The organism is Actinomadura sp. NPDC048021 (genome assembly GCF_040653135.1).
GTDB classification, from domain to species: domain Bacteria; phylum Actinomycetota; class Actinomycetes; order Streptosporangiales; family Streptosporangiaceae; genus Spirillospora; species Spirillospora verrucosospora.
Window position 1 is genome coordinate 1 of record NZ_JBEZJQ010000021.1, and the last position, 25,610, is coordinate 25,610.

Annotated in this window: 27 protein-coding genes; 15 read left to right on the forward strand and 12 right to left on the reverse strand. The window is 74.3% G+C overall.

Going from position 1 to position 25,610, the window contains the following annotated elements:
• Nucleotides 1-410: 410 nt before the first annotated feature.
• On the reverse strand, nt 411-1,106 hold the full coding sequence (locus tag AB0C87_RS29600; RefSeq protein ID WP_345175463.1) for a DUF6882 domain-containing protein: 696 nt from the start codon (nt 1,104-1,106) through the stop codon (nt 411-413).
• A gap of 128 nt (nt 1,107-1,234) precedes the next feature.
• Between AB0C87_RS29600 and AB0C87_RS29605 the strand changes: the two genes are divergently transcribed.
• Nucleotides 1,235-1,837 carry a hypothetical protein gene (locus tag AB0C87_RS29605; protein WP_345175462.1) on the forward strand — a complete coding sequence of 201 codons (603 nt, stop codon included), beginning with the start codon at nt 1,235-1,237 and terminating at the stop codon, nt 1,835-1,837.
• Here AB0C87_RS29605 and ybaK read toward each other — a convergent pair.
• A complete protein-coding gene (gene ybaK / locus AB0C87_RS29610) occupies nt 1,721-2,218 on the reverse strand; it encodes a Cys-tRNA(Pro) deacylase (RefSeq protein WP_345175460.1) in 498 nt (165 codons plus the stop codon). The two genes, AB0C87_RS29605 and ybaK, sit on opposite strands and share 117 nt — an antisense overlap.
• A 22-nt stretch (nt 2,219-2,240) precedes the next feature.
• The gene (locus tag AB0C87_RS29615; protein WP_345175458.1) at nt 2,241-2,903 is read right to left on the reverse strand and encodes an LON peptidase substrate-binding domain-containing protein; all 663 of its coding nucleotides are present in this window, start codon (nt 2,901-2,903) and stop codon (nt 2,241-2,243) included.
• 121 nt (nt 2,904-3,024) lie between these two features.
• Between AB0C87_RS29615 and AB0C87_RS29620 the strand changes: the two genes are divergently transcribed.
• From AB0C87_RS29620 to AB0C87_RS29660, 9 genes are all read left to right on the forward strand, one after another.
• Nucleotides 3,025-3,837 carry a PhzF family phenazine biosynthesis protein gene (locus tag AB0C87_RS29620; protein WP_345175456.1) on the forward strand — a complete coding sequence of 271 codons (813 nt, stop codon included), beginning with the start codon at nt 3,025-3,027 and terminating at the stop codon, nt 3,835-3,837.
• Between the two features lie 80 nt (nt 3,838-3,917).
• Nucleotides 3,918-5,225 carry a histidinol dehydrogenase gene (gene hisD, locus AB0C87_RS29625; RefSeq protein ID WP_353833446.1) on the forward strand — a complete coding sequence of 436 codons (1,308 nt, stop codon included), beginning with the start codon at nt 3,918-3,920 and terminating at the stop codon, nt 5,223-5,225.
• Nucleotides 5,222-6,343 (forward strand): histidinol-phosphate transaminase, encoded by a 1,122-nt coding sequence (locus tag AB0C87_RS29630; RefSeq protein ID WP_353833445.1) that lies wholly within the window; start codon nt 5,222-5,224, stop codon nt 6,341-6,343. The genes hisD and AB0C87_RS29630 overlap by 4 nt, the downstream gene beginning before the upstream one ends.
• Nucleotides 6,340-6,933, forward strand: a complete 594-nt coding sequence (hisB, locus tag AB0C87_RS29635) for an imidazoleglycerol-phosphate dehydratase HisB (RefSeq protein ID WP_345175452.1) — start codon at nt 6,340-6,342, stop codon at nt 6,931-6,933. Before AB0C87_RS29630 ends, hisB begins: the two co-directional genes overlap by 4 nt.
• A 2-nt stretch (nt 6,934-6,935) precedes the next feature.
• Complete coding sequence (locus tag AB0C87_RS29640; RefSeq protein ID WP_345175450.1) at nt 6,936-7,106, forward strand: hypothetical protein; 171 nt, start codon at nt 6,936-6,938, stop codon at nt 7,104-7,106.
• Entirely contained in the window at nt 7,097-7,738 is a 642-nt protein-coding gene (gene hisH, locus AB0C87_RS29645; RefSeq protein WP_345175448.1) for an imidazole glycerol phosphate synthase subunit HisH, read from the forward strand. Before AB0C87_RS29640 ends, hisH begins: the two co-directional genes overlap by 10 nt.
• Nucleotides 7,739-7,772: 34 nt before the next feature.
• Nucleotides 7,773-8,492, forward strand: a complete 720-nt coding sequence (gene priA / locus AB0C87_RS29650) for a bifunctional 1-(5-phosphoribosyl)-5-((5-phosphoribosylamino)methylideneamino)imidazole-4-carboxamide isomerase/phosphoribosylanthranilate isomerase PriA (RefSeq protein ID WP_345175446.1) — start codon at nt 7,773-7,775, stop codon at nt 8,490-8,492.
• A complete protein-coding gene (gene hisF, locus AB0C87_RS29655; RefSeq protein WP_360580534.1) occupies nt 8,489-9,250 on the forward strand; it encodes an imidazole glycerol phosphate synthase subunit HisF in 762 nt (253 codons plus the stop codon). Before priA ends, hisF begins: the two co-directional genes overlap by 4 nt.
• Nucleotides 9,251-9,268: 18 nt before the next feature.
• Nucleotides 9,269-10,129 (forward strand): hypothetical protein, encoded by an 861-nt coding sequence (locus tag AB0C87_RS29660; protein ID WP_345175442.1) that lies wholly within the window; start codon nt 9,269-9,271, stop codon nt 10,127-10,129.
• An 18-nt stretch (nt 10,130-10,147) separates the two neighbouring features.
• Here the strand turns inward: AB0C87_RS29660 and AB0C87_RS29665 are convergent, their stop codons facing one another.
• From AB0C87_RS29665 to AB0C87_RS29675, 3 genes are all read right to left on the reverse strand, one after another.
• On the reverse strand, nt 10,148-11,893 hold the full coding sequence (locus AB0C87_RS29665) for a CocE/NonD family hydrolase (protein WP_345175440.1): 1,746 nt from the start codon (nt 11,891-11,893) through the stop codon (nt 10,148-10,150).
• A 64-nt stretch (nt 11,894-11,957) separates the two neighbouring features.
• Nucleotides 11,958-12,911, reverse strand: a complete 954-nt coding sequence (locus AB0C87_RS29670) for an acyl-CoA dehydrogenase family protein (RefSeq protein WP_360580537.1) — start codon at nt 12,909-12,911, stop codon at nt 11,958-11,960.
• Nucleotides 12,911-14,044, reverse strand: coding sequence for an acyl-CoA dehydrogenase family protein (locus AB0C87_RS29675; RefSeq protein WP_360580539.1), 1,134 nt, complete (start codon nt 14,042-14,044; stop codon nt 12,911-12,913). The genes AB0C87_RS29670 and AB0C87_RS29675 overlap by 1 nt, the downstream gene beginning before the upstream one ends.
• Before the next feature lie 181 nt (nt 14,045-14,225).
• On the opposite strand from AB0C87_RS29675, the gene AB0C87_RS29680 reads away from it, so the two are divergent.
• On the forward strand, nt 14,226-14,819 hold the full coding sequence (locus AB0C87_RS29680; RefSeq protein WP_360580541.1) for a hypothetical protein: 594 nt from the start codon (nt 14,226-14,228) through the stop codon (nt 14,817-14,819).
• Between the two features lie 53 nt (nt 14,820-14,872).
• Here AB0C87_RS29680 and AB0C87_RS29685 read toward each other — a convergent pair whose 3' ends face one another.
• Both AB0C87_RS29685 and AB0C87_RS29690 read right to left on the reverse strand, forming a co-directional pair.
• Complete coding sequence (locus AB0C87_RS29685) at nt 14,873-16,048, reverse strand: winged helix DNA-binding domain-containing protein (protein WP_345175432.1); 1,176 nt, start codon at nt 16,046-16,048, stop codon at nt 14,873-14,875.
• Between the two features lie 19 nt (nt 16,049-16,067).
• On the reverse strand, nt 16,068-16,409 hold the full coding sequence (locus tag AB0C87_RS29690) for a hypothetical protein (RefSeq protein WP_345175430.1): 342 nt from the start codon (nt 16,407-16,409) through the stop codon (nt 16,068-16,070).
• A gap of 172 nt (nt 16,410-16,581) precedes the next feature.
• Between AB0C87_RS29690 and AB0C87_RS29695 the strand changes: the two genes are divergently transcribed.
• On the forward strand, nt 16,582-17,259 hold the full coding sequence (locus AB0C87_RS29695; RefSeq protein ID WP_360580543.1) for a hypothetical protein: 678 nt from the start codon (nt 16,582-16,584) through the stop codon (nt 17,257-17,259).
• A gap of 7 nt (nt 17,260-17,266) precedes the next feature.
• Here AB0C87_RS29695 and AB0C87_RS29700 read toward each other — a convergent pair whose 3' ends face one another.
• The 4 genes from AB0C87_RS29700 to AB0C87_RS29715 all read right to left on the reverse strand — a co-directional run bounded on the left by AB0C87_RS29700 (nt 17,267) and on the right by AB0C87_RS29715 (nt 22,742).
• The gene (locus tag AB0C87_RS29700; protein WP_360580545.1) at nt 17,267-17,698 is read right to left on the reverse strand and encodes a hypothetical protein; all 432 of its coding nucleotides are present in this window, start codon (nt 17,696-17,698) and stop codon (nt 17,267-17,269) included.
• 92 nt (nt 17,699-17,790) lie between these two features.
• The gene (locus tag AB0C87_RS29705; RefSeq protein WP_360580547.1) at nt 17,791-19,047 is read right to left on the reverse strand and encodes a hypothetical protein; all 1,257 of its coding nucleotides are present in this window, start codon (nt 19,045-19,047) and stop codon (nt 17,791-17,793) included.
• A gap of 81 nt (nt 19,048-19,128) precedes the next feature.
• Entirely contained in the window at nt 19,129-20,949 is a 1,821-nt protein-coding gene (locus tag AB0C87_RS29710) for an ABC transporter ATP-binding protein (protein ID WP_345175422.1), read from the reverse strand.
• Nucleotides 20,946-22,742 carry an ABC transporter ATP-binding protein gene (locus AB0C87_RS29715; protein WP_345175619.1) on the reverse strand — a complete coding sequence of 599 codons (1,797 nt, stop codon included), beginning with the start codon at nt 22,740-22,742 and terminating at the stop codon, nt 20,946-20,948. The genes AB0C87_RS29710 and AB0C87_RS29715 overlap by 4 nt, the downstream gene beginning before the upstream one ends.
• Nucleotides 22,743-22,927: 185 nt before the next feature.
• Between AB0C87_RS29715 and AB0C87_RS29720 the strand changes: the two genes are divergently transcribed.
• The 3 genes from AB0C87_RS29720 (at nt 22,928) to AB0C87_RS29730 (ending at nt 25,532) form a co-directional block, all read left to right on the forward strand.
• Complete coding sequence (locus AB0C87_RS29720) at nt 22,928-23,626, forward strand: TIGR03085 family metal-binding protein (protein ID WP_360580549.1); 699 nt, start codon at nt 22,928-22,930, stop codon at nt 23,624-23,626.
• Nucleotides 23,627-23,875: 249 nt separating this feature from the next.
• Complete coding sequence (locus AB0C87_RS29725) at nt 23,876-24,082, forward strand: cold-shock protein (protein WP_030144886.1); 207 nt, start codon at nt 23,876-23,878, stop codon at nt 24,080-24,082.
• A 910-nt stretch (nt 24,083-24,992) separates the two neighbouring features.
• Complete coding sequence (locus AB0C87_RS29730) at nt 24,993-25,532, forward strand: Trp biosynthesis-associated membrane protein (RefSeq protein WP_360580551.1); 540 nt, start codon at nt 24,993-24,995, stop codon at nt 25,530-25,532.
• The last annotated feature ends 78 nt before the right edge of the window (nt 25,533-25,610 follow it).

Consider the following 25,610-nt stretch of genomic DNA (forward strand, 5'->3'; position numbering starts at 1 on the left):
GCGCATCAGGACCGCGACGCCCACCGCGAACAGCGCCGGCGTGACACTGGCCAGGTAGCGGCCGTACACGTAGTTGCCGATGCGGTACTCGACGCCGAGCCCGAGCCCGACCTAGCCGACAGCGGATGACGGCGCACCCAGCGCCACCTGACGGGTCACCCTGGCCGCTCTGGTTGGGGCTGGCGAGGAGACGCAGACCGCAACCACCACCCGCAGCAACCGCAACCACCACCCCCGACAACCGCAACCGGCACCTCAGCCACCGGGGACCTGAGGAATCGCGATCGCGTCCGAAGGCAGTTTCGAGCGAAGCAAGAAACTGATCGCGCAGCGAGCCGCCAGGCGAGTCGAAGCGATGCAGCGATCGCACCGCGGTTTCTTAGGGTTTCGGGCCCCCAAGGCCCGAAACCCTAAGAAACCGCAATAAGCTCAGCTCTCCAGTCGACGAAGCGGCCGAGGCCGTCGAAGTGGGCGCGGGCGGTGCCGCCGCCGGGGAGGGCGACTTCGGTGAGGACGTCGCTCTGCCGGTAGGGGACGCGGTGGTGCGACAGGAACCCGGCGAGGGTGAGGCGCGGCTCGTGGGGGAAGAGGCTGGCTGCGTTGGCCAGCAGGCGGGGGAGGGGGACGGGGTCCCACTGGGCGGGCGGTGCCTGGGGGTCGTCGACGTGCAGGTAGGCGGAGCCGCCGTCGTAGCCGGCGCCGATGTATCCGGCGCCGCCGAGGACGCCGCCGGCGGCCATCGCGATCAGTTCGCCGCCGTGGCCGGCGGGGCCCTCGTACCAGGACAGGTCGACCTCGGGGGTGGTGAACTCGGTGATGCCGAGCCGTTCGCCGAGGGTCCGGATGACCAGCGTGGGGGCGACGGCGGGGTGCGCGTCGCCGAACTGGGGGTTGGCCCAGCCCCACAGCCAGGTGCGCTCGCGGGCGGCGTAGCTGCCGAGCAGCGAGACGCGGACCGTGACGCCGCCGCTGGTGTAGGTGCGGGCGGTCAGGTCGGCGCTCCAGTCCTCGCGCGGCAGGAACTCGGCGAGCGTCTCCTGCTGCTGCAGGACGACGGCCGCCAGCGCGGCGCCGAGGCGTTCGAACGCGGGGCTGAATCCGGACATGTCGGGCACATTATCCCAGTAATCGGGGCCGTCGTGGGCGAGAATCGGACACCCTTCGAGAGTCGATCGGTTGACCTGGGCAGGCTAGGCTTTCGCTGTCGGACGACTTGCAACTAGGAGCGTACGAGGTGCGGCGACCCACCGGGAGGCTCTTGGCGATCTGGGCGGTCACCAGCGCCGTCGTCACGCTGCTGGGGCCGCTCGCCGGCCTGCTGTGGGCGGCGGTGGTCCCGAAGGTGACGTACGTGGTCGTGCAGGGTGAGGCCCTTCTGGCCGACCCGGAAGGCCAGGGCCCGATCGGTATCGACGTCCGCTTCGCTCTGATCGCGCTCGTCGCCGGAGCCGTGTGCGGCGCCGGCGCCTACCTGGCGGGCGGGCGCGGCAACGACTCCGCGCTGCTGCTCGGGCTGGCCGTGGGCGGCGCCGCGGCGGCCGTCCTCGCCTGGCAGACCGGCCACCTGGTCGGGCTCGGGCACTTCGAGGACGTGGTCCGGCACGGCCGCGACGGCACCACCGTCACCGGCGTCGCCGACCTGCGCGCCAAGGGCGTGCTGGTGTTCTGGGCGCTGCCGGCGGTCGCCGCCTACGGGCTGCTGGAGCTGGTCGTGCGGCGGCTACCCGCGGGCGATGGCGTCGACGAGGGCGCCGGTGAGGCGGACGAGGTCGGCGGGGACGAGCTCGATCTGGAGTCCGCGCCGGCCGGCCGAGACGTAGACGGTCGCGAGCCCTGACACCGACGCGTCGATCACGGTCGGCAGCCGCCTGCGCTGCCCGAGCGGGCTGATCCCGCCGACGACGTACCCGGTGGCGCGCTCGGCGTCGCGGGGGTCGGCCATCCGCGCCTTCTTGCCGCCGGCCGCCGCCGCGAGCGCCTTCAGGTCGAGGGTGGACGACACCGGGACGACGCCGACGGTGAGGTTCCCGTCGACCTCGGCCAGCAGCGTCTTGAAGAGCCGGTCGTGCGGGACGCCGAGGGCGTCCGCGGCGGCCTCCCCGTAGGACTCGGCGTTCGGGTCCGCCTCGTAGGCGTGCAGCGTGAAGTCGACGCCGGCCTTCGCCGCGGCGATCGTCGCGGGGGTGCCCTTGCCGCCCTTGGCCTTGGCAGTGCTCATGGGAGAAGTCTGCCGCGCCCGCTCAGTTCGGCGTGAACGACCCGTCAAGGAACTGCCCGGCGGGGATCATCGGGAGCACGTCCAGGATGCGGTTCTCCCTGGCCAGCAGCTCGGCCTCCGCCGCCAGGCGCAGCGTCGCGTCCTCGTGCTCCAGCAGCCGCTGCTTCTCGTGCCCGTCCAGGACGAGCGCCGCCGCGACCGCGTACGACAGCGCGACGGGGTCGTCCGCCTGCTCGATCTCCTCTGGCGGTCCGGCGCCGGCCGCGCCGAGGCGCCGACGGTAGAGCCGGAACAGCCGCCGGACGCGCGCCGCGGCGGGACCCGGATCGGCGCCGGGCTCCTCGGGCAGGAACTCGACCTCGCCCCGCAGGTAGGGCCTGGACCGATCCAGCTCCTTCAGCCGGAACCGCCGGGCGCCGACGGCGACGATGTCGTACCGCCCGTCGGGGTGCGGCGTCACCTCGCGCAGCTCGGCGACGCAGCCGACCTCGGCGAGGCGGTGCGCCGCGCCCTCGCCGACCTCGTGGCCGAGCTCGATGCCGACGACGCCGAACGCGCGCGGCTCGGGCTGTTCGAGGAGGTCGCCGACCAGCCGGCGGTAGCGGTCCTCGAACAGGTGCAGGGGGAGCACCAGGCCGGGGAACAGCACGGTGCCCAGGGGGAACAGGGCGAGCCGTTCGGTCACATCTTCTCTCCCGCGTTCCTGGGCGCAACCGGAAACGCCCGTGCCGCCAGGGTACGTCGCAAATGATGATCTTGGTAAGGGGAGATTTTTCACGGCGTGAAGCGGGTGTAGCGTCGGCGCCATGAGGATGCTCGTCGTCGACGCCTTCACCGGCCGCGCGTTCGCCGGCAACCCCGCCGGAGTGTGCCTGCTCACGGGCGCCGCCGACGCCGGGTGGATGCAGCGCGTCGCCGCGGAGATGAGGCATTCCGAGACGGCGTTCGTCCGGCCGGTTCAGGACGGGGACGCCGACTTCGAGCTGAGGTGGTTCACCCCGAAGACGGAGGTCGCCCTCTGCGGGCACGCCACCCTCGGTTCCGCCCACGCCCTCTACGAGACGGGCACGGCCGCGGCGGGCGAACCGATCAGGTTCCGTACGCTGAAAAGCGGCGTCCTCACCGTCACCCCAGAGGAGGACGGCGCGCTGGCGATGGACTTCCCGGTGATGCGCGCCGACCCCGTCGAGGCGCCCGAAGGGCTCGCGGAGGCGCTCGGCGCCAAGGTGCTGCACACCGGCCGCAACGCCCAGAACGACCTGCTCGCCGAGGTCCCGGACGAGGACTGCGTGCGGGGCCTCGCCCCGGACGTCCGGGCGCTCGCCGGGATCGACGCCCGCGGTGTGATCGTCACGGCGGCCGCCGGCCCCGGCCGGGAGCACGACTTCGTGTCCCGCTTCTTCGCTCCGCGGGTCCTGCCCGGCGACGCCGAGGACCCGGTGACCGGCTCCGCCCACTGCGCCCTCGCGCCCTACTGGGCCGAGCGCCTCGGCCGCGACGCCCTGACCGGCTACCAGGCGTCGCCGCGCGGCGGGCACGTCCGCGTGGCCCTGCACGGCGACCGGGTGACCCTGGCCGGCCGGGCCGTCACCGTCCTGGACGGCGCCCTCCGGGTCTGACCCGCCGGGCCGCGGCGACACGACGTCTCGGGACGTGAGACGGTGCGCGAGGGACGGAGGGCACTCCGTAGACTGGACGGGTGATTTCCCGTATCGACCTGCGCGGCTCGCTTCCGGGCGACCTGCGCACCGTGCTGCCCCGCGCCGAACTCGACGTCGAGGCCGCCCTGGACAAGGTGCGGCCCATCTGCGAGGACGTGCGCCATCGGGGCTCGGCGGCGGTACGGGAGCACACCAGCCGGTTCGACGGGGTCGAGCTGGAGCGCGTCCGGGTCCCGGTCGAGGCCGTGCACCGGGCGCTCACCGGCCTCGACCCGGCCGTCCGGGACGCGCTGGAGGAGAGCATCCGCCGCGCCCGGGCCGTGCACCGCGCACAGCGCCGCACCGACGTGACCACGCAGGTCGTGCCCGGCGGCACCGTCACCGAGCGGTGGGTCCCGGTCGGGCGCGTGGGCCTGTACGTGCCGGGCGGCCGCGCCGTCTACCCGTCCAGCGTGGTCATGAACGTCGTCCCCGCGCAGGAGGCGGGCGTCGGCTCCCTCGCCGTCACCTCGCCCGCGCAGAAGGACTTCGGCGGGCTGCCGCACCCCTCGATCCTGGCCGCGTGCGCGCTGCTCGGGGTCGACGAGGTGTACGCCGCGGGCGGCGCCCAGGCGATCGCGATGTTCGCCTACGGCACCGAGGAGTGCCCCCGCGCCGACCTGGTCACCGGGCCCGGCAACGTCTACGTCGCCGCGGCCAAGCGGCTGCTCAAGGGCGTGATCGGCATCGACGCCGAGGCCGGCCCGACGGAGATCGCGATCCTCGCCGACGACACCGCCGACCCGGTGGAGGTCGCCGCCGACCTGATCAGCCAGGCCGAGCACGACACGCTCGCCGCCGCCGTCCTGGTCACCGACTCGGTGCGGCTCGCCGACGAGGTCGAGGCCGAGCTGAAGGCGCAGGTCGCCCGCACCCGCCACGTCGAGCGGATCACCGAGGCGCTGGCCGGGCGGCAGTCCGGCATCGTCCTGGTCGACGGCGTCGAGGACGGCCTGAAGGTCGTGGACGCCTACGCCGCCGAGCACCTGGAGATCCAGACCGCCGACGCCGCCGCGGTCGCCGCGCGCGTCCGCAACGCCGGCGCCGTCTTCGTGGGCCGGTACGCGCCGGTGTCGCTCGGCGACTACCTGGCGGGCTCGAACCACGTCCTGCCCACCGGCGGGTGCGCCTGCCACTCCTCCGGGCTGTCGGTCCAGTCGTTCCTGCGCGGCGTGCACGTCGTCGAGTACGACCGCGACGCCCTCGCCGACGCCACCGCGCGCGTCGTCGCGCTCGCCGAGGCGGAGGACCTGCCCGCCCACGGCGCCGCGCTCCAGGCCCGCTTCGACTGGGAGACCCCTTCGTGACCTCGCTCAACGACCTGCCGCTGCGGGACGACCTGCGCGGCCGCGAGCCCTACGGCGCGCCCCAGATGGACGTCCCGTACGCGCTGAACACCAACGAGAACCCCTACCCGCCGTCCGAGCGGCTCGTGAAGGCCCTCGGCGAGGCCGTCATGGACGTCGCCGGGTCGTTGAACCGCTACCCCGACCGGGACGCGGTCGCGCTCCGCGAGGACCTCGCCGCGTTCCTGAACACCGACACGCCCGGCGCGGGCCTCACCGCGGCCCGGGTGTGGGCCGCGAACGGCTCCAACGAGATCATCCAGCAGATCCTGCAGGCGTTCGGCGGGACGGGCCGCACCGCGCTCGGCTTCGAGCCGTCCTACTCGATGCACCCGATCATCACGGGGGTGTCCGGGACCCGCTGGGTGAACGCCTTCCGCGACGAGGACTTCGGCCTCGAACCCGAGCGCGCCGTCGCGGCCGTCGAGGAGCACCGGCCCGACGTCGTGTTCCTGACCTCGCCCAACAACCCGACCGGCACGGCGCTGCCCCTCGACGCGATCGAGGCCGTCCTGGCGGCCGCGCCCGGGATGGTCGTCGTCGACGAGGCCTACGCCGAGTTCCGCCGCGCGGGCACCCCGTCCGCGCTGACGCTGCTGGACGGCCACCCGCGGCTGATCGTCACCCGGACGATGTCCAAGGCGTTCGCGATGGCCGGGGCCCGGCTCGGCTACCTGGCCGCCGGCCAGGCCGTGATCGACGCGCTGCTGCTCGTCCGGCTGCCCTACCACCTGTCGGCCGTCACCCAGGCCGTGGCGCGCACCGCCCTCGCCCACGGCGAGGAGCTGCTCGGCGGCGTCGACGCCCTGCGCCGCGAGCGCGACGACCTCGTGGCGTGGCTGCGCGGCGAAGGGCTCCGGGTCGCCGACTCCGACGCCAACTTCGTCCTGTTCGGGACGTTCCCCGACCGCCGCCGCGTCTGGGAGGACCTGCTGGAGAGCGGCGTGCTGATCCGGGAGGTGGGCCCGCCCGAGTGGCTGCGGGTCAGCGTCGGCGCCCCGGAGGAGATGGCCGCCTTCCGCACCGCGCTCCGCCGGGCGCGGGGAGCCGGCACCGAGAACAACGAGGAGAGTCTGTGACGCGCAAGGGACGAGTCGAGCGCGGGACCGGGGAGACCCAGGTCCTCGTCGAGATCGACCTCGACGGCACCGGGCAGGTCGACGTCGCGACCGGCGTGGGCTTCTTCGACCACATGCTGGCGCAGCTCGGCAAGCACGGGTCGTTCGACCTGACCGTCAAGACCACCGGCGACCTGCACATCGACAGCCACCACACCATCGAGGACACCGCGATCGCGCTCGGCGCGGCGTTCCGCGAGGCCCTCGGCGACAAGGCCGGCATCCGCCGCTTCGCCGACGCCTCCATCCCGCTCGACGAGGCGCTCGCCCAGGTCACCGTGGACGTCTCCGGGCGCCCCTACCTGGTGCACGTGGAGCCGGACGGCATGGCGCCGATGATCGGCCCCGAGTACGACACCACGATGACCCGGCACATCTTCGAGTCGTTCGTGTCGAACGCGCGGGTCGCGCTGCACGTCCACGTCCCCTATGGACGCAACGCCCACCACATCGTCGAGGCGCAGTTCAAGGCCCTCGCCCGGGCGCTGCGCGACGCCGTGGCGTTCGACCCGAAGGTGCACGGCATCCCCTCCACCAAGGGGGCCCTGTAGCCGTGGAGATCGGTGGCCTGCACCTCACCTACGGCACGGTGGCGATCTTCGCGGTCGCGGTGTTCCTGCTGGCGGGCGTGTACAGCTTCGTCAAGCAGGGCCTCAAGATCGCCGCGGTGCTCCTGCTGGTGCTCGCCGGGATGGCGGTCGCCGGGGGAGTGATGTGGTCGTGAAGAAGATCGTCATCCTCGACTACGGCTCGGGGAACCTGCGCTCGGCCGAGCGCGCCGTGGCGCGCGCCGGCGCGGAGGTGACCGTGACCGCCGACCGGGACGCCGCGCTCGCCGCCGACGGCCTGGTCGTCCCCGGCGTCGGCGCGTTCGCCGCCTGCATGGCGGGCCTGCGCTCGGTGCAGGGCGACCAGATCATCGGCCGCCGGCTGGCGGGCGGCCGCCCCGTCCTCGGCATCTGCGTCGGCATGCAGATCCTGTTCTCCAAGGGCATCGAGCACGGCGTCACCACCCAGGGCTGCGACGAGTGGCCGGGCACGGTCGACCGCCTGAACGCCCCGGTCGTCCCCCACATGGGCTGGAACACCGTGGAGGCCCCCGAGGGCTCCGCGCTCTTCGAGGGCCTGCGCGGCGAGCGCTTCTACTTCGTCCACTCCTACGCCGCGCGCAGCTGGGACCTGGAGTCCGACCCGACCGGCACCATCCCGGCGCCGCTGGTCACCTGGTCCGAGCACGGCGACCGCTTCGTCGCCGCGGTGGAGAACGGCCCCCTGTGCGCCACCCAGTTCCACCCGGAGAAGTCCGGCGACGCCGGCGCCCAGCTCCTGCGCAACTGGCTCGCCACCCTGGCCTAGGCACTCGTTCCATCTGCATCGATAGGGTTTCCGCATGACTCTGACGCTCCTTCCCGCCGTCGACGTCGCCGACGGCCGGGCCGTCCGGCTGGTGCAGGGCGAGGCCGGCACCGAGACCTCCTACGGCGCGCCCCTGGAGGCGGCGCTCGCCTGGCAGGGGGCGGGGGCGGAGTGGATCCACCTGGTGGACCTCGACGCGGCGTTCGGGCGCGGCTCCAACCGGGAGCTGCTGGCCGAGGTGACCGGGAAGCTGGACGTGAAGGTCGAGCTGTCGGGCGGCATCCGCGACGACGCGTCGCTGGAGGCGGCCCTGGCCACCGGGTGCGCCCGGGTCAACATCGGCACCGCCGCGCTGGAGGACCCCGCCTGGTGCCGCAAGATCATCGCCTCGCACGGCGACCGGATCGCGGTGGGGCTGGACGTGCGGGGCACGACCCTGGCCGCGCGCGGCTGGACGCGGGAGGGCGGCGACCTGTGGGAGGTCCTCGCGCGGCTGGAGGACGACGGCTGCCCCCGGTACGTGGTCACCGACGTCACCAAGGACGGGACGCTGCGCGGCCCCAACACCGAGCTGCTGCGCGAGGTGTGCTCCCGGACGGACAGGCCCGTCGTCGCCTCCGGCGGCGTCTCGTCGCTGGACGACCTGCGGGCGCTGGCGGGGCTCGTCCCCGACGGCGTCGAGGGCGCGATCGTCGGCAAGGCCCTCTACGCGGGGGCGTTCACGCTGGAAGAGGCCCTGGAGGCCGTGAAGTGACCGTCGCCGTGCGGGTGATCCCGTGCCTGGACGTCGACGCCGGGCGCGTGGTCAAGGGCGTCAACTTCCAGAACCTGCGGGACGCGGGCGACCCCGTGGAGCTGGCCCGCCGCTACGACGCCGAGGGCGCCGACGAGCTGACGTTCCTGGACATCACCGCCTCCAGCGCCGACCGCTCCACGACCTACGACGTGGTGCGGCGCACCGCCGAGCAGGTGTTCATCCCGCTGACGGTCGGCGGCGGCATCCGCACGGTCGAGGACGTCGACCGGCTGCTGCGCGCGGGCGCCGACAAGGTCTCGATCAACACCGCGGCGATCGCGCGGCCGGAGTTCCTGCGGGAGGCCGCGCACCGGTTCGGGTCGCAGTGCGTCGTGCTGTCGGTGGACGCGCGGCGCGCCGAGGGGACGCCGTCCGGTTTCGAGGTCACCACGCACGGCGGCCGCAGGGGCACCGGCATCGACGCGATCGGGTGGGCCCGCCGCGGCGCGGAGCTCGGCGTCGGGGAGATCCTGCTGAACTCGATGGACGCCGACGGCACCAAGGCCGGGTTCGACCTGGAGATGCTGCGCCTCGTCCGGGAGGCCGTCACCGTCCCGGTGATCGCCAGCGGGGGCGCGGGCGCGGTCGAGCACTTCCCCCCGGCCGTGGAGGCGGGCGCGGACGCCGTCCTCGCCGCCAGCGTCTTCCACTTCGGGGAGCTGAAGATCTCCGACGTCAAGGCCGCGCTGAGCGCCGCCGGCAGTCCCGTTCGCTGAAGAGGACATCCCCCCCGTATGAACCCCCGTGTGAACATCGCGCTCGCGACCTGCTCCCTGCTGCCCGACGGAAGCGACGACGTCCAGGACCTGATCGGCGCCCTGGCGGCCGAGGGCGTCGGCGCCGAGCCCGTCGCCTGGGACGCCGACGTCGACTGGTCCCGCCACGACCTGGTCGTCATCCGCTCCACCTGGGACTACACCGCCCGGCGGGACGAGTTCGTGGCCTGGGCGGAGAGCCTGCCCCGCGTCCTCAACCCCGCCGCGATCGTGCGGTGGAACACCGACAAGCGCTACCTGCGCGATCTCGCCGCGGCGGGCGTCCCCGTCGTCCCGACCCTCTGGGATCCGGACGACATCCCGTCCGAGTGGCCGGAGTTCGTCGTCAAGCCCGCCGTCTCGATCGGCGCGGGCGACACCGCACGCTGGGGCCCCGGCGAGGAGGACGCGGCCCGCGCCCACCTGCGCTCGCTGCGCGAGGCGGGCCGGACGGCGATGGTCCAGCCGTACCTGTCCGCGGTCGACACGGCCGGCGAGACGGCGCTGGTCTTCCTCGACGGCGAGTACAGCCACGCCGGGCGCAAGGCGCAGATCCTCGCCGCAGGGGCGGGCGTCCAGGGCTCGGTCCGGGACGACCCGGCGCGCGGGCAGGTCACCGCGTCCACGGCGACCGAGGCCGAGCTGGAGCTGGCCGCCCGCGCCCTGGCCGCCGTCCCGCACGGCGACGATCTCCTCTACGCCCGCGTCGACATGATCCCCGGCCCGGACGGCGCCCCGATGCTGATCGAGCTCGAACTGGCCGAACCCGCCCTCTACCTCCACCACGCCCCCGGAAGCGCGAAGAAACTGGCGAAGGCGATCATTTCCCGGGTGCGCTGAGCCGTCTCCTGGACGCGGTCACGTGGGGTCCTCCTCGGGGGCCGGTGCCGCGGCCTCGGGGGAGCGTTCGGCGACGGGGAGGATGATCGCGGACGGGTGGTCGGGGTCGTGCAGGACCTCCTGCCGGGCGGTGACCATCCTCGTCGCGGTGGTGGCGAGGGGCTCGCCGGTGCCGGGGTTGACGGCGACCTTGGGGTGGGCGCCGCTGGTGACGTGGACCCGGACGCTGTGGCCGCGCTGGAACCGGTGGCCGGTGGGCCACAGGTCGACGGCGAGGCGGAGCACCCCGCCGGTCCCGACGGGCGCGGCCGCGGCGGAGGGCAGGCGCAGGCCGCCCTCGCAGACGTTGCGGGACGTCCCGTCCGGGGAGACGTCGCAGAGCCGGACGACGAAGTCGGTGTGCTCGCGGTCGGAGCGGACGAACAGGTCGGCGCCGACCGGGCCGATGACGTCCAGGTCGGCGTCGAGGGGCGCGGAGGTGAAGACCAGCACGTCCGGCCGCCGCTCCAGAGGGCGGTTGTCGACGGGGCGGGAGCTGCCCAGCAGGGTGGGGCCGCCGAGCGCGGGCGTCGGGCGGGCCGGGTCGAAGCGGTAGGGGCTGGGCGGGGCGTCGCGCGGACCGTCCTCGCCGAGGCCGCCGCCGGCGTGCAGGTGCCAGCGCGTCCGCCGCGTGCCGGGCGGGGGCCAGTCGCGGTAGTGCCGCCACTCGCGGGCGCCGGTGACGTAGACGCGGACGGGGTCGCGCCGCAGCCCGGACGGGTCGCCCTGCAGGTGGGCGCGGAACCAGGCGAGCGACTCGCGGATCGCCGGCAGGCCGTGCCGGGCGTCGGTGTGCCACCAGGGGCCGATCGTCAGGTACGGGACGTGCCCGGCGGCGCGCAGCGCCAGGTAATCCTTGATCATCCAGGGCAGGAACACGTCGTACCAGCCGCCGAGGAGGGTGGCGGGCGCGGAGACCTCGCCGACCGTGGCGCTGAAGTCGCGGGTGTCCCAGTAGCCGCTGGCGGCCCCGTGGCCCGCGAGCAGGTCCTGGTAGAAGCGCATGGGCTCGCCGCCGGCCACCACGTCCATCTCGGCGAGCGGGCGGCCGGAGCGGGCGGCGCGCAGGGCGCGGCGCCGCGACGTCAGCGGCGCGGTCAGCATGCCGAGGCGCCGCTGCTGGCGGTGCGTGAGGTCGGTCCAGGTGAGCGTGGACTCCAGGGCGAACGACCCGCCCACGTAGGCGGCGTCCCGGAAGGTGGACGCGGTGATCTGCAGGGACATCGCCTTCAGCTCGGGCCCGGCCTCGGCGGCGATCGCCCAGGCCGCGTAGCCGAGGTAGCTCGGCCCGAAGGCGGCGAACGAGCCGTGGAACCAGGGCTGCCGCTTCAGCCACTCGACGGTGGCGAGCCCGTCGGTGCGCTCGCTGCCGAGGGGGTCGAACTCGCCGCCGGACCCGGACGTCCCGCGGGCGCTCTGCACGACGAGCTGGAAGCCGAACGGGACGAAGAGCAGGCCGTTGGCGAGGGCGGCGGGGCCGCGGCGCCCGTAGGGGGTGCGGACGAGGATGGTGGGGGGCCGCTCGACCCCGGCCGGGACGTACCGGTCGGCGAGGAGGACGACGCCGTCCGGCATGGTCACCGGCAGGTCGCGCTCGACGGTGTAGGGGGCGAGGCCCCACGGCCACGGCAGGCCCGCCGGCCAGGACAGCCCCGCCGGCCACGGCAGGCCCTTCGGCCGGGGCAGCCTGATCGGCGGGACGGGCAGTCGGTCCCAGGGCGCCATGCTGTCTCCGAACGCGGTCCGCTACTCCTAGCGAGATTACCGACCCGTTCCGCCGACCGGGCGATCAGGTGCCGGTGACGAGCGCCCAGGGGTCGGGCGCGGCGGCGAGCGCGGCTCCGAGTTCGTCGGCCCAGGCGGCCTCGCCGCCGTACTCGTCCCGCCACGACCACAGCCGCAGGGTGACCCGGCGCAGGGGGTGCTCCTCGGTGGCGCCGAGCGCGCCGTGCACCTGGTGGGCGAGGGCGGCGACCGCGCCCGCGGCCCGCGACGCGTTCGCCTTGGCGGCCGCCACCGCGACCGGGTCGCCGGGCGCGCGGACGGCGGCGCGCACCGCGACGTCCGCGACCGTCGCCTCCCCGGCCAGTTCCGCCAGCATCTGCTGGACGGCCTGGAACCGCCCGATCGGCCTCCCGAACTGCTCCCGCTCGCCCGCGTACCGGACGGACAGGTCCAGCGCCCGCGCCATCGCCCCCGTCAGCTGGACGGCCCGCGCCAGCGCTCCCCGCCGCCGCAGCTCGGCCGCGTCCACCGCGCACGGCGCCGCCTCCTCCGCCGGGACGCCGGCCAGGACGACGTCGTCGCGCGGCTCGCCCGCCACGTTCGCGCCCTCGGTGATCCGTGCCCGCGCCGGGTCGACGACGGCGACGAGACCACCGCCGAGGACGACGAGGAGCCGCGCCGACCGTGCCCAGGGGACCCGGTGGAACGTCCCGCTCAGGACGGGACCGTCACGGCCCTCGACCACCTCGACCTCGCCGGACACTGCGGTGAGGGCGCCAGGGGCCGCCCGCAGGCCGGCGTCGGCGAGCAGCCGCCCGGCCAGCAGCGTCTCGGCCAGGGGCACGGCCGCGGCGTGATATCCGGCCGCACGCAGGACGGCCGCGGCGTCGGCGAGGTCGCCGCCGCTGCCGCCCGCCTCCTCCGGCACCCCGGCCAGCGTCAGGCCGGACTCCTCAAGCGCCCGCCACGGGTCGCCGCCTGCCAGGATCTCGTGCGCGGTCTCGTCCAGAAGCCCCATCAGCGCACTCCCAGGCCGCGGGCCACGATGCCCCGCAGGATCTCGTTGGTGCCGCCCCGCAGCGTGAACCCGGGCGCCTGGACGACCGACTCCGCCAGCGCGCGGGCCAGCGGGTCGGGGGAGCCGGGATCGGGCTCCACGCCCGCGTGCTCGCGCGCCGCCTCGACGACCTCGCGCTCGAACCGCGTCCCGAGGTCCTTGACGAGGGCCGCGGGCAGCTCGGGCGTCTCGCCCCGGGCGAGGGCCCCCGCCACCCCCAGCGACGCCTGCCGCAGCGCCCACAGGCGCGCGGTGAGCGCGCCGAGCGTCCGCCGCTCGGCCGGACCGGCGGCGCGGCCGTGCAGGAGCCGGATGAGCATGAACGTGCTGAGCAGCCGCTCGGGGCCGCTGCGCTCGTGGGCCAGCTCGGCGGTGACCTGCCGCCACCCGTCCCCGGCGCGGCCGAGGACCAGCGCGTCCGGCACGAACACGCCGTCGAGGACGACCTCGTTGAAGTGGTGCTCGCCGGACAGCCCCCGGATCGGCCTGATCGTCACGCGGTCGTCCGGCAGGGGCACGATGAACTGGCTGAGGCCCGCGTGCCGGTCCTGCGAGCGGGGCGCGCTCCGGGCCAGGATGAGGATCGCGTGCGCGAGGTGGGCGCCGCTCGTCCACACCTTGGTGCCGTGCAGCCGCCACCCGCCGCCGTCGCGCTCGGCGCGGGTCCGGACCGACGCCAGGTCGGAGCCCGAGTCGGGCTCGCTCATCCCGATCGCGAAGAAGCACTCGCCGCGCGCGATCGGCGGCAGGAACCGCCGCTTCTGCTCCTCGGTGCCGTGGGCCAGGATGGACGGGCCGGTCTGCCGGTCGGCGATCCAGTGCGCGCCCACCGGGGCCCCGGCGGCCAGCAGCTCCTCGACCACCACGAACCGCTCCAGCGGTGAGCGCCCGTGCCCGCCGTAGCGCTCGGGGAGCGTCATGCCCAGCCAGCCGCGCTCGCCCAGCAGCCGGCTGAAGGCGGGGTCGGCGCCGGTGAGCCAGCTGTCGCAGCGGGCGGTGAAGGGGGTCTCGGCCAGGAACTCGCGCACCCGGGCCCGCAGCGCGGCGGCCTCGGGCGGGAGCGTGCCGGGGGTCAGGCCGGGCAGTGCCGCCACATGCACCTCCTCTGTCCAGGGGGACGTTACAGACAATCCCCAACCCTTCCGTCAGCGGCCCCTTACAGGAGGCCGTCTGGCGGGGTGGACGGTTCTCTGGGATCGTGGTCGTCCGGCACAGGCGTTCCGCAGGGGAGAAGACATGTGGCCCGGGTCCAACCCACCGATGGGACCGCCGCCCATGGGACCGGGCCGGCCGGCACCGGGCCCGCCCGGGGAGGGCTGGACGCCGCAGCGGCGGCGCGTCGGCCCGAGCGCCGGGTGGTACGCGCTGCCGATCGTCCTCGTCCTGGCCGCCGTGATCGGGTTCGCCACGGTGCTGGCGTTCCTGTGGGACGACTCGGAGGTCGCCGAAGGCCCGACGGCCGCGGGCGACCCGGCGTCCGGGGTGACCGTCCGGCTCAGGGAGGGCTACGGCTACTTCGTCTACGTCCGTGAGGGCGGCCCCTCCCCGTACGCGTGCCGGGTCGAGGCGGGGGAGCGGTCCGGGCCCGTCCAGCTCACGCGCAAGAACTCCTGGAGCGCCTCCGACCACGCGTCCTACCGCTACACCGCCACGTTCAGAGCGCCGGTGACGGGCGACGCCCGGCTGACGTGCCGCGGCGCCGACGGGCCGATCCTCGTGACGCCGGACGACACCGCCAACGGCTACCTCGGCCTCAGCCTGCTGGCCGCGCTCGGCCTCGGCGGTCTCGCCGCCCTCGCGTTCGTCGTGACCTTCCTCCGGCGCAGCGGGGCCGATCACCGCGCCGCGACCACCGCGGGCCCCTACTGAGGGTTCGACCCCCGCCCGGAGGCCGCAGGAGGCCGCAGGAGGCACGGCCAGGCTCAGGCCGTCAGCTCGCGCTCCAGCGGGGTGCGGAAGCGGGGGATCGCGCGGACGTCGCCGTACCACTCCGCCATCCGCGCCGCCTCCCGCTCGACGGCGGCCTCCGCGTCGGCGCCGACGTCCTCGAGGAGGCGGAAGACGATCTCACCGTCCCTGCGCTGCGCCCACCCGCCGACGATGCGGCCGTCCCACCAGACCGACGGCCCGACGTTGCCGCTGCGGTCGAACAGCAGCGGGCCGTGGGGGCCGAGGAACCAGCCGCGCTCCTGCCAGCCCATCGGGGTCGGGTCGAGCGCGGGCAGCAGCGCCGCCGACGGCTCCGGCGCGGGCACGGGCTCCAGGTCGTCGGACAGGACGAGACCGGCCGCCCCGTCGAGGTCGACCTCGGTGACGTCCAGGAGCGCGAGGGCCTTCTTGACGTCGCCGGCGCTCCAGCCCGTCCACCACTTCAGGTCGGACACCGGCGCGGGCCCGAACGTGCGCAGCCAGCGGCGGACGAGGTCGGCGCGGGCCTCGGCGGCCGGGAGCGGCTCGATGCCGCCGGGCAGCCACGTCTCCACGGGCGACCACACGTACTGGCTGCTCGTCCACGACCCGTTCGGCCGCCCGCGCACGATGCGGCCCTCGCAGCCGAGCGTGACCAGGACCCAGGTGGTGATGCCCGTGAGCCGCGAGTAGGACTTGCCGGGCGCCATCTCCACCTGGGTCCGCAGAAGGGGCACGTCGGCGCTGATCTGGGTGCCCGTCGCCTGGCCGCGGGCCAGCAGAGCCTCGTGGGCGGCCTCCTCGGCCCGGGCGAACAGGGCCGGCGCGTCGGCGACGTCGCTGCCGCGCTCGATCATCTTCGTGTACCTCGCGCGCTGCCTGGCCGCCAGCCCGTTCGCCGTGGACGCCTGCAGCACCGGGACCAGGTCGGTCGGCGCGACGAACATCGTCCGTCGCATCGCGAGCATCCGCAGCAGCGTGCGGTCGTCGTACAGGGCCTTCTCCACCGCCGCCGGGACGGCGTGGACGCTGCGGGCCGCCACCGACAGGTGGACGGTGGCCGGGTCGGTGGCGTGCAGCACCACCATGGACCGGACGATGTCGAGGACGTCGTCGGTCCTGGCCGGGACGGTGAGCCGGTGGCGGAGCGCGAGCCGGGCCCGCCGCTCCGCCGTGCTGATCGAACGCATGAGCGAATCCTAGGCCGGATCAGCCGTTGTTGGAGATCTTCACCACCACCTGGTCCTGGGTGACGGACTGCACCGAGACGTCGAAGCCCTCGGCCTGCTGCCCGTCGCCGACCGGCACCGTCACCGTCTGCCCGCCGATCTTCAGGGTGACCATCTCGCCCTGCACCCTCACCAGCTCGGCCTTCACGCCGAGGATGGACGCGCTCGCCTCGACGCCGCGGTCGAAGGTCACCGTGCAGGAGTTGACGCCGCAGGAGGTCTTGCTGTTCTCGCCGCCGCACGCGGCCGCGGCGCCGAGGGGCAGCAGGACGAACGGGAGAACGGCCAGCTTCCGCCGAAGGGGAAAGGAGGTCGAGGTCATGCCGGGGAGTCTAGGCGGGCGGGGCGGCGGTGCGCGCCCTCCGTGAGGCGGATCTCCGCGGCGCGGATCCGGCACCCGGCGGTGAGCGGATGTCGCCCTGCGCGGTGAGCGGATCTCGCACTGCGCGGTGAGCGCGCTGGATCTCGGGATGACCTCGTGTTTCGCTGGACGGGTGAACTTCACCGAAGGGGCGGGCGCCGCCGGAGGAGAGGGCTGGGACGACGCCGTGGACGCGCCGATGCTCGGCCCCGTGGTGTGCGCCGCGCTCGGCATGGAGGCGCGCGCGGTCCGGCGCGGGCTCACCCGGACCCCGGTCGTGGTCGTCGGCTACCGGGCGCGGCGGGCCGACCGGCTCCCGGCCGCCTGCGCCGCCGTCGTCGTCGCCGGGTTCGGCGGGGCGCTCGACGAGCGGCTGCGGCCGGGCGACGTCCTCGTCGCCGACGAGATCCGCGGCGCCGGCGCGGGCGGGAAGGCGGTGCCGTGCGCCGCGCCGCGCCTGCTCGCCGAGGAGCTCATCCGGGACGGGCTGAGCGCGCAGGTCGGCCCGCTGGTCACGACCGACCGCGTCGTCCGGGGCACCGAGCGCGCCCTGCTGGCGGCGCAGGGCGCGCGGCTGGCGGACATGGAGTCGGCGCTCGTCGCCGAGCGCGCCGGGCCGCTGCCGGTCGCGGCCCTCCGCGTCGTCGTCGACGGCCCGCGGCATCCGCTGTGGCACCCGGGCATCGTCCGGCGCGGACTGGCGGGACGGCGCGTCCTGGCCCGCCTGGGCCCCGCCCTGGAGCGGTGGAGCGTCCTGCTCGTGCGGGGCGAGGAGGGCACCAGCGAGGGGAGCGCGGCCGGCCGCGCCTGACCCGCGCTCAGCCGTGCCCTGAGCCGTGCTCGGGACCGTGCCCGTCGCCCTGGACGATCCTGCCGCCGAGGTCCCCGCGCAGCGACTCCAGGGTCCGCTGCTGGCTGACCGCCACCCAGCGCGCCCCGACCAGGTACGTCCCGCCCCAGGGCTTGGCCTCCTCCAGCCAGGCGTTCATGCCGTTGTCGGAGGTGAAGCTGAGCAGCACGTAGCGTCCTCGCGCGGTCTTGCAGTTCCCCTGCTCCAGATCCTTGACCTTGCGCTTCCCGGTCAGGGAGCAGTCCGTCCGCTGCGCCAGCTCGGCCAGGCTCGCCGGCTCGGCGGCCTTGCCGCCGGAGGCGTCCGACCCGGCGGAGCAGCCGGCCGCCACCGGCATCGCCAGCAGGGCCGCGCAGAGCGGCAGCGTCTTCAACAAGCCGAGATGGTGTCGGGAACCCATCGCTGTTCCTCTCCGGGGTGAGACGCGCGATTCGAGGAAGGAATACGCGCCCCGCCCCGGAGGGGTTCATCCGGGCTCACAGCACCAGGGTGTCAGGGCATCATGCGGGCGCCGGCGGCGGCGCGGACGCCGGGTTCCTCGGCGCCGTCGTGGTGGAGCCGCTGGAGCCGCAGCGACGTCTCGCCGGTCAGCGGCGCGGTCCGGGCGGACTCGGCCCGGACGCCCTCCTCGCAGTCCCACAGCCCTTCGACGGCGTAGGACTCGGCGGTGTGCGGGGCGGTTCTCGTGAGCGCGGTCAAGATGCGGGGTCTCAGATAGGCATAGGTGGATTCGGTCCAAGCGGTCTTCAACAGCGGGACGGCCTCGCCCGCGCGCAGCCGTCCCAGTCCTTCGATCGGGCTCGCGGCGTCGGCCCAGTCGCGCCGGGCGACCGCGGCGTTCAGCTCGTCCATCAGCAGGGGGATGTCCTGGCGGGTGCCGTAGCGGGCGAGGATGCGCAGCCCCATGTCCGCGCAGCCGCCGCGCTGCGCCGCCCACATCCGCGCCCGCGGAAGGGTCTCCGGCCCGTACTCCCGCAACGCCCGGCACACCGCGCCGCCGAACCTGCTCGGCCGCTGGGGCAGCAGTTCCTCCGCGAGGTCCAGCAGGGCGAGCGTCCGGCGGCGGCCCAGCTCGAATATCGCCGCTATGGAGCCCTCGCCGCGCCGCCGAGCCAGGTCCAGCAGCTCGGCCTCGCTCTGCGCGTCCTTCCCGGGGGCGGGGACCATCGCGCGGCGCGCCGCCCGTCCCGCCTCCCGCTGCCGCGCCAGCGCGTCGGCCACCCGCGGCTGCCTCGCCGCCCACGCCTCGATCACCGGGTTGTGGCGGCCCGGGACCAGCAGCGCCAGGTCGGCGTCGTCGCACCGCGCGGCGACCAGGGAGTCCAGCCCCACCGCCAGCGAGGGATCCTCAAGATCGATGAGCTCGGCCACCGCGTCGAACCACTGCGCGCCCTCCTCGGCGTACCGGCGCAGCGGCCCGGCGGCCTCCCGCCGGCTCAGCCGCACCAGGTCGGCCAGCACGCCCAGCGCCAGGTCCACCCGCCACTCGTCGGGGTCGGTGTGGTCGGACGGGGCGAAGAGATGCTCCGCCACCGGCCCCACCGGCAGCTCCAGATCCACCATCAACCGGGCGTAGTACAGCCGCCGGGACTCGCACTGCCGATCCCAGCGCGGATCGCTCCGGACGCAGGCGTACACGTACTCGCCCGCGCCGGGCTTGTCGGCCGCGCGCCGCGCGGCCCTCCCGAGTCCACGCTGCAGCTGACCGTGCAGCGTGCTCGCCGATTCCAACATGACGTCGTTGCTCACCCCAGCAGAATGCGCACTGGACCAGATATCGGGCAAGTGCTTTAGCGTGCGTTTACCCAGGGAGCGGCCCTGTGGAACCCGTCACAGGCTCCGCTGGGCGACCCAGGAGGCGTGCAGATCGGCGTACACCCCCGGCTCGGCGACGAGCTCGGCGTGCGGGCCGCGCTGCACGATCCGCCCCGCCTCGAAGACGATCACCTCGTCCGCCGCCTCGGCCGTGGAGAGCCGGTGCGCGATCGCGATCGCCGTGCGGCCCCGCGTCACGCCGTCCAGCGCCCGCTGGATCCGCACCTCGGTGGCCGGGTCCACGGCCGAGGTCGCCTCGTCCAGGACGAGCAGGTCCGGATCGGCGATGTAGGCGCGGGCCAGCGCGACGAGCTGGCGCTCGCCCGCCGACAGCGACTCCCCCCGCTGGCCCACGGGCGTGGCGAGGCCCTCGGGGAGGCCGTCCAGCCAGTCGGCGAGGCCCAGCTCGGTCAGCGCGAGGACGAGGTCCTCGTCGGAGGCGTCCGGACGCCCGTACCGGATGTTGTCGGCGAGCGTGGCGTCGAACAGGAACCCGTCCTGCGGCACCATGACGATCCGCTCCCGCAGCGACGAGAACCGGACGCGGTCCAGCGGCACCCCGTCCACGAGGACACGGCCCGACACCGGGTCCATGAGCCGCGTGAGGAGCTTGGCGAACGTCGTCTTGCCCGACCCGGTCTGCCCGACGACCGCGACGCGGCTGCGCGGCGCGATGGCGGTGCTCACCTCGTGCAGGACGGGCGGGCCGCCCGGGTAGGCGAACCCCACCGACTCGAACCGCACCTCGATGGGACCGCGCGGCAGCGACTCGCCGGCCTCGCCCGGGTCGGCGACGTCCGGGACGGTGTCCAGCACGCCGAGCACCCGCCGCCAGCCCGCGATCGCGTTCTGCGCCTCGTTCAGGACCTCGGTGGCCGTCTGCATCGGGCTGACGAACAGCGTCACCAGGAACAGGAACGCCACGAGCCGCCCGGCCGACAGCTCCCCGGCGACGCCGAGCAGCGTCCCGGCGATGACGACGGCGGCGGTGGCGAGCGCCGCCACCAGCTCGCTGACCGGGAACGTCAGCGCGACCATCGCCTGCGCCCGCGTCTGCGCCGAACGGTAGGACTCCACGGTCTCGTCCACCCGCCGTCCGGTCCGCTCCTCCGAGGCGTAGGCGCGGATCACCGGGGCGCCCACCACCGACTCGCTGACCGCCGCCAGCAGGTCGCCCATCCGCTCCCGGACCCGCATGTACGCCCTCGACAGGATCCGCTGGAAGCGGCGCAGCGCGAACGCCAGCGGCACGAAAGCCGCCCACACCAGCAGCGCCAGCGGCCACGAGTAGACGACCATCAGCACGCTCGCCACGACCAACTGCCCGATCGAGACGATGAACATCAGCCCGCCGGACTGCATGAACTGGCTGATCTGGTCGACGTCGCCCGTCACCCGCGAGACCAGCGAGCCCCGCCGCTCGCCGCTCTGGGTCAGCATCGACAGGTCGTGGACGTGCCGGAACGCCCGGACCCGCAGCGTCGCCAGGCCGCCCTCGGACGTCCTGTAGAGCCGCACGTTCATCAGGTACGCGCACACGGCCGTCACCAGGACGGCCGCCGCGCACAGCAGCACCGCCGTCCGGATGAAGGCCAGGTCGGGGCCGTCCGGGCGGCCGAGTCCCTTGTCGATCGTCTGCTGGACGGCGACGGGCACCACCACCCGCCCGGCCGTCGACACCAGCGCGAGCGCCAGCGTCCCGGCCAGCCCGGCCCGGAACTCCGGGCTCAGCCGCAGCCCGCGCCGCAGCGTGCTGATCGCGCCCTCCGCCGCGGTGTCGCTCAGACCCGCCGCGCTCTTCGGCTTCGAGGCCGCCGTGTCGGTCACCGTCGTCATGCCATGGCCTCCTCGCCGCCCTCGACCGCTTCCTGCTCCGCCTCGGCCCGCTCGTAGGCGTTGACGAGGTTGCGATAGCCCTCCGAGCCGTCCAGCAGCTCGGCGTGGGTGCCGCGCGCGATGACGCGGCCGTGCTCCATGTAGACGACCTCGTCCGCGAGCGCGATCGTGGCCTTGCGGTAGGCGACGACCACGACGGTCGCGCCGCCGGACTCCTCCGCCTGCGACTCCCGCAGGCTCTGCAGGATGCGCGCCTCGACCTGCGGGTCCACGCTGGACGTCGCGTCGTCGAGGACCAGCAGCCGGGGCCGCCGCACCAGCGCCCGCGCGAGCGCGAGCCGCTGGCGCTGGCCGCCCGACAGCGTCGCCCCGCGCTCGCCCACCCTCGTGTCGAGCCCGTCGGCGAGCGCCGCGACGAACCCCTCGGCCTGGGCGAGCCGCAGCGCCTCCCAGACCCGCTCGTCCGGGACGTCCAGGCCGAGCGTCACGTTGCCGCGGACGGTGTCGTCGAACAGGAACGTCTGCTGGGGGACCAGGGCCGCCGTCGCCGCGACCCCTCCGCGCTCCACGTCGCGCAGGTCGACGCCGTCCAGCAGGACCGACCCGTCCTCCGGGTCGACCAGCCGGACGAGCAGCGACGTGAGCGTGGACTTGCCCGATCCCGTCGGCCCGACGACCGCGATCGTCCTGCCCGGCGCCGCCGCGAACGACACGTCGTGCAGGACGCGGCGCCGCGCGCCCTCACCGGCCGCCTCGTAGGCGAACCTGACCTCCCGGACCTGGAGCTCGGTCGCCGCGCCTGAACCGTCCAGCGAGCCGTCCCCGAACGGCAGCGAACCCGTCGCGTCCAGGACGCCGCGGACCCGCTTCCACCCGACGACGCTGCGCGGGACCTCGCCCAGCACCCAGCCCAGCGCCCGGATCGGCCACGACAGCAGCGTGAACAGGTAGGCCACGTTCACCAGGTCGCCCGGCGACATCGCGCCCGAGTCCAGCCGCACCGACCCGATCAGCAGGACGGCCAGCACCCCGAGGTTCGGCAGCGCCTCCAGCACCGGGTCGAACAGCCCGCGGATGCGGCCGACGGCGATGTTGGCGTCCCGCAGCTCCCGCGCCCGCTCGGCGAACCGCTCGGTCTCCGCCGCCTCCCGGCCGAGGGTCTTGACCACCAGGCCGCCCTCGAAGCTCTCGTGCGCGACCTCGCTGACCTCCGCGCGCAGCTGCTGCGCGCGGGTCGCCACCGGGGACAGCCGCCGCTGGTACACCACGTTGATGAGGGCCACGGCGGGGAACACCAGGAACCCGACCCCGGCCACGACCACGTCGGTGACCAGGATCGACACCGCGGCGATCAGCAGCATGAACACGACGCCGACCGCCATCGGCAGCGGCGCGATCGGCGCCCACACCGCCTCGACGTCGGCGTTGGCGTTCGACAGCAGCTGCCCGGTCGGGTGCCGGTGGTGCCACGCCAGCGGGAGCCGCAGGTACTGCCGGGTCACCGCGCGGCGGTAGGACGCCTGGAGCCGGTACTGCATGAGGCCCGCGTAGAACCGGCGCCCCGCGACGCCGAGCGCCTTCAGCAGCGCCACCGCCAGGATCAGGGCCGCGGCCCCCGCCAGTGCCCCCGCGGTCGTGTGCCCGGCCTCGAACGCCGGCAGCACGACATGGCCGGTCGCCCAGCCGAGCACCTGAGCGGTCCCCACGGTCATCGCCGCGTACAGGGCGCTCGCCAGCACCGAGAGGGCGAACACCCGCGGCTCCGCCTTCACCGCCACCCACAGGACGCCCATGCCCTCTCTCAGGACAGGCGGGCTGACGCGTCTGGACGCAGGTGGCACGGCGACTCCTCGATCACGGCGGACCCCAGGAAATGTCCCGTTGCGACTGCGGCGGGGGGTTTGTGGGGCTGGATATTCCCTACCATCCGGCCGGGGCGCTTATTCCCGGCCACCCCGCCGCGGCCTACCATCGGTCGATGAGCACGCCCGACGACGGCCCCGTGCCGTCCGCCCCGAAGCAGGACGGCCCCGGCCCGGCGGACCCGGGTCCGGTCCGCCGCGAACGGCTGCTGCTGGCCGCGGCGCTGGAGGAGGCGGGCCCGGAGGCGGCCACCAGGTGCGCGGGCTGGGACGCCCGCGACCTGGCCGCCCATCTGGTCGTCCGGGAAGGGCGCCCCGACGCGGCCCCCGGGATCCTGCTGCCCCCGCTTGCCTTCTACACCGAGCGTGTACGGCGGCGTACCGCCCGCGCCGTTCCGTTCGAACGGCTGGTGGAACGGTTCGCGCAGGGCCCGCCGAAGTTCTCCCCCTACACCCTTCCCGGAGTCGACAGAAACGCGAACGCCGTCGAGTTCTTTGTTCACCATGAGGACATCCGGCGTGCGCGTCCCGACTGGGAGCCCCGTGCCCTCTCGCCGGAACTAGAGGAACTACTCTGGCGAAGGATAAAAATTGCCCGCTTTGTCCTAAGAAAAGTTCAGGTCGAGGTAACCTTCGTCCGCCCCGACGGCCGCGCCGCGCGCGTGTCCGGCGGCGCTCGCGGAGCCGTGCGCGTGCACGGCCCGGTAGGCGAACTCCTCCTGTGGGCACTGGGCCGCCGGGACGTCGCGAACGTGCGCCTCACCGGCGCCACGGACGCTGTCAAGACCCTGACGGAGACCGGTTGGAGTCTTTAACGGGCAGGTAACGGCACGGTTCGCCGAGAGGAGAAACGCAAGTCTTGCGGCTCCTCCGCTTTACGCGGAACCGGTGATACGGTGGGGCGGTCGGTTGCAGTCGTGGTTCTCGATCGTTCTAGACGCCCGCGAACTGATGGCAGCGGGCGTTTTGGCTTTTCCGGGACCGTACCGGGAGGCGAGAGCGTTCCGCAGCGACCGCGGGGGCCCGCGAGGTGTGGGCCCAGGTTTTGCCGCAAGGAGAAAGACATGCCCCAGCAGGGCACCGTGAAGTGGTTCAACGCCGAGAAGGGCTTCGGCTTCATCGCCGTGGACGGCGGCGGGCCGGACGTCTTCGTGCACTACTCGGCCATCCAGAGTTCCGGCTACCGCAGCCTGGACGAGAACCAGCGCGTCCAGTTCGAGGTGACGCAGGGCAACCGTGGCCCGCAGGCCGACCAGGTCGTCCCCCTGTAACGCCCGCCAGCCGTACGTGGCAGAGCCCGCCCCCCACCGCCAGGGGGAGGCGGGCTCTGTTTAATTGCGTTTTTCTCCTTCTTCGGGCCTGGCGGCCCTCCATCGTCGATAAACGCGGGCGATCGCTGGCATCGCTCCGTCTCGCCTTGCGGCTCGCTGCGCGATCAGGTTCTCGCTTCGCTCGAACCTGCCTTCGGACGCGATCGCAGCCATTGAGGTTGTTACGTGGTTGCGGTGGTGGCTGAGGTCGGCGCGCCCGTTGTGCTGCGGGTCGCCCTTCGGGCCTGGCGGCCCTGGGGCTCACGTCCGGTGAGTGGTGCTGTCTTGCTCGGCTCGCCTAGCGGCTCGCCTCCACCTTCGGCTCGCCTCCACCTTCGGCTCGCGGCGGGGGCGCCCTTCGGGCCTTGCGGCCCTGGGGCTCACATCCGATGGGTGCTGGCTGGCTCGGCTCGTCTTGTGGCTTGCTTCGCGAGCGGTTCTTGCGGGCTCGAACCGCCTCTCGGGGCCCGCCGCTCCCTCGGCTCGCGGCTGGGGCGCCCTTTGGGCCTGGCGGCCCTGGGCTGCCGCCGTAGGCTTCACGTTCGGTGGGTGGTGCTGGCTGGCTTGCCTGGCGGCTTGCTTCGGTCACGGGCTTTTGGTGGCTCAGATCCGGCTCTGGATGCTCCGTGCCCTGCCTCCGCCTGCCTCGTTGTGCGCTTGGTGCGCTGGTGTGTTGCGGGTCGGCCTTTGGGGCTTGCGGACCTTGGGCTCGCGGTCGGTGTGGGTGGGGTGGGGGCGGGGGTTCGGGGGGCTGCCATAAACTCGGGGGCATGTCCGTGGGAACGTCTGGTTTGGTCGCATTGATCACTTTGGTGGTCGCTGAGCGGCGCGGCTCATGACGCCTGGGCGTGAACGTGGGTTGACGGCGGTGGTGTGCGCTGCGGGGGCCGGGCTCGCGCTGCTCGCCGCCGGGCGCACCTGGGCCACCGTTCGGGCGCAGGACGCCATCACGCCGTTCACCCAGCATCTGACCGGTGGCGACCTCGGGGGCGCGGCCGGGGCGCTCGGGTGGGCCGGGCTCGCCGGGCTCGCCGCGCTTCTGGCGACCCGGGGGCGGGTTCGCGCGGGTGTCGGGGTCCTCATCGCCTTGTTCGGTGTGGGGATCGCGTACGCGTCCACCGTGAGTGTGCAGCGGTCCAGCGTGCTGGCGGCCGCGGGGGACAAGAGCGCTCTGCTGAGGCTCGGGGCGCATCCGGTGCTGGATGTGAATCTTTGGTGGCTGGTTTCGGTCACCGGTGGGGTCGTCCTTGCGGTGGGTGGGATCCTCACCGCCGTGCGGGGGGCGCGGTGGCCCGGCATGTCGGCCCGCTACGAGCGCAGCGCGCCGCGCAAGGCGGCGGAGGACGATCCGTCCGCACTGTGGAAGTCGCTCGACCGCGGCGAGGACCCGACCGCGCACGAGCGGTCGTGAGCGGCGACGGTGGCGGGGGGGGGGGGGGGGTGGGTGGGCAGGACCCCCCGCGCGCCCCGGGGGTGGCGCGGCCACCCC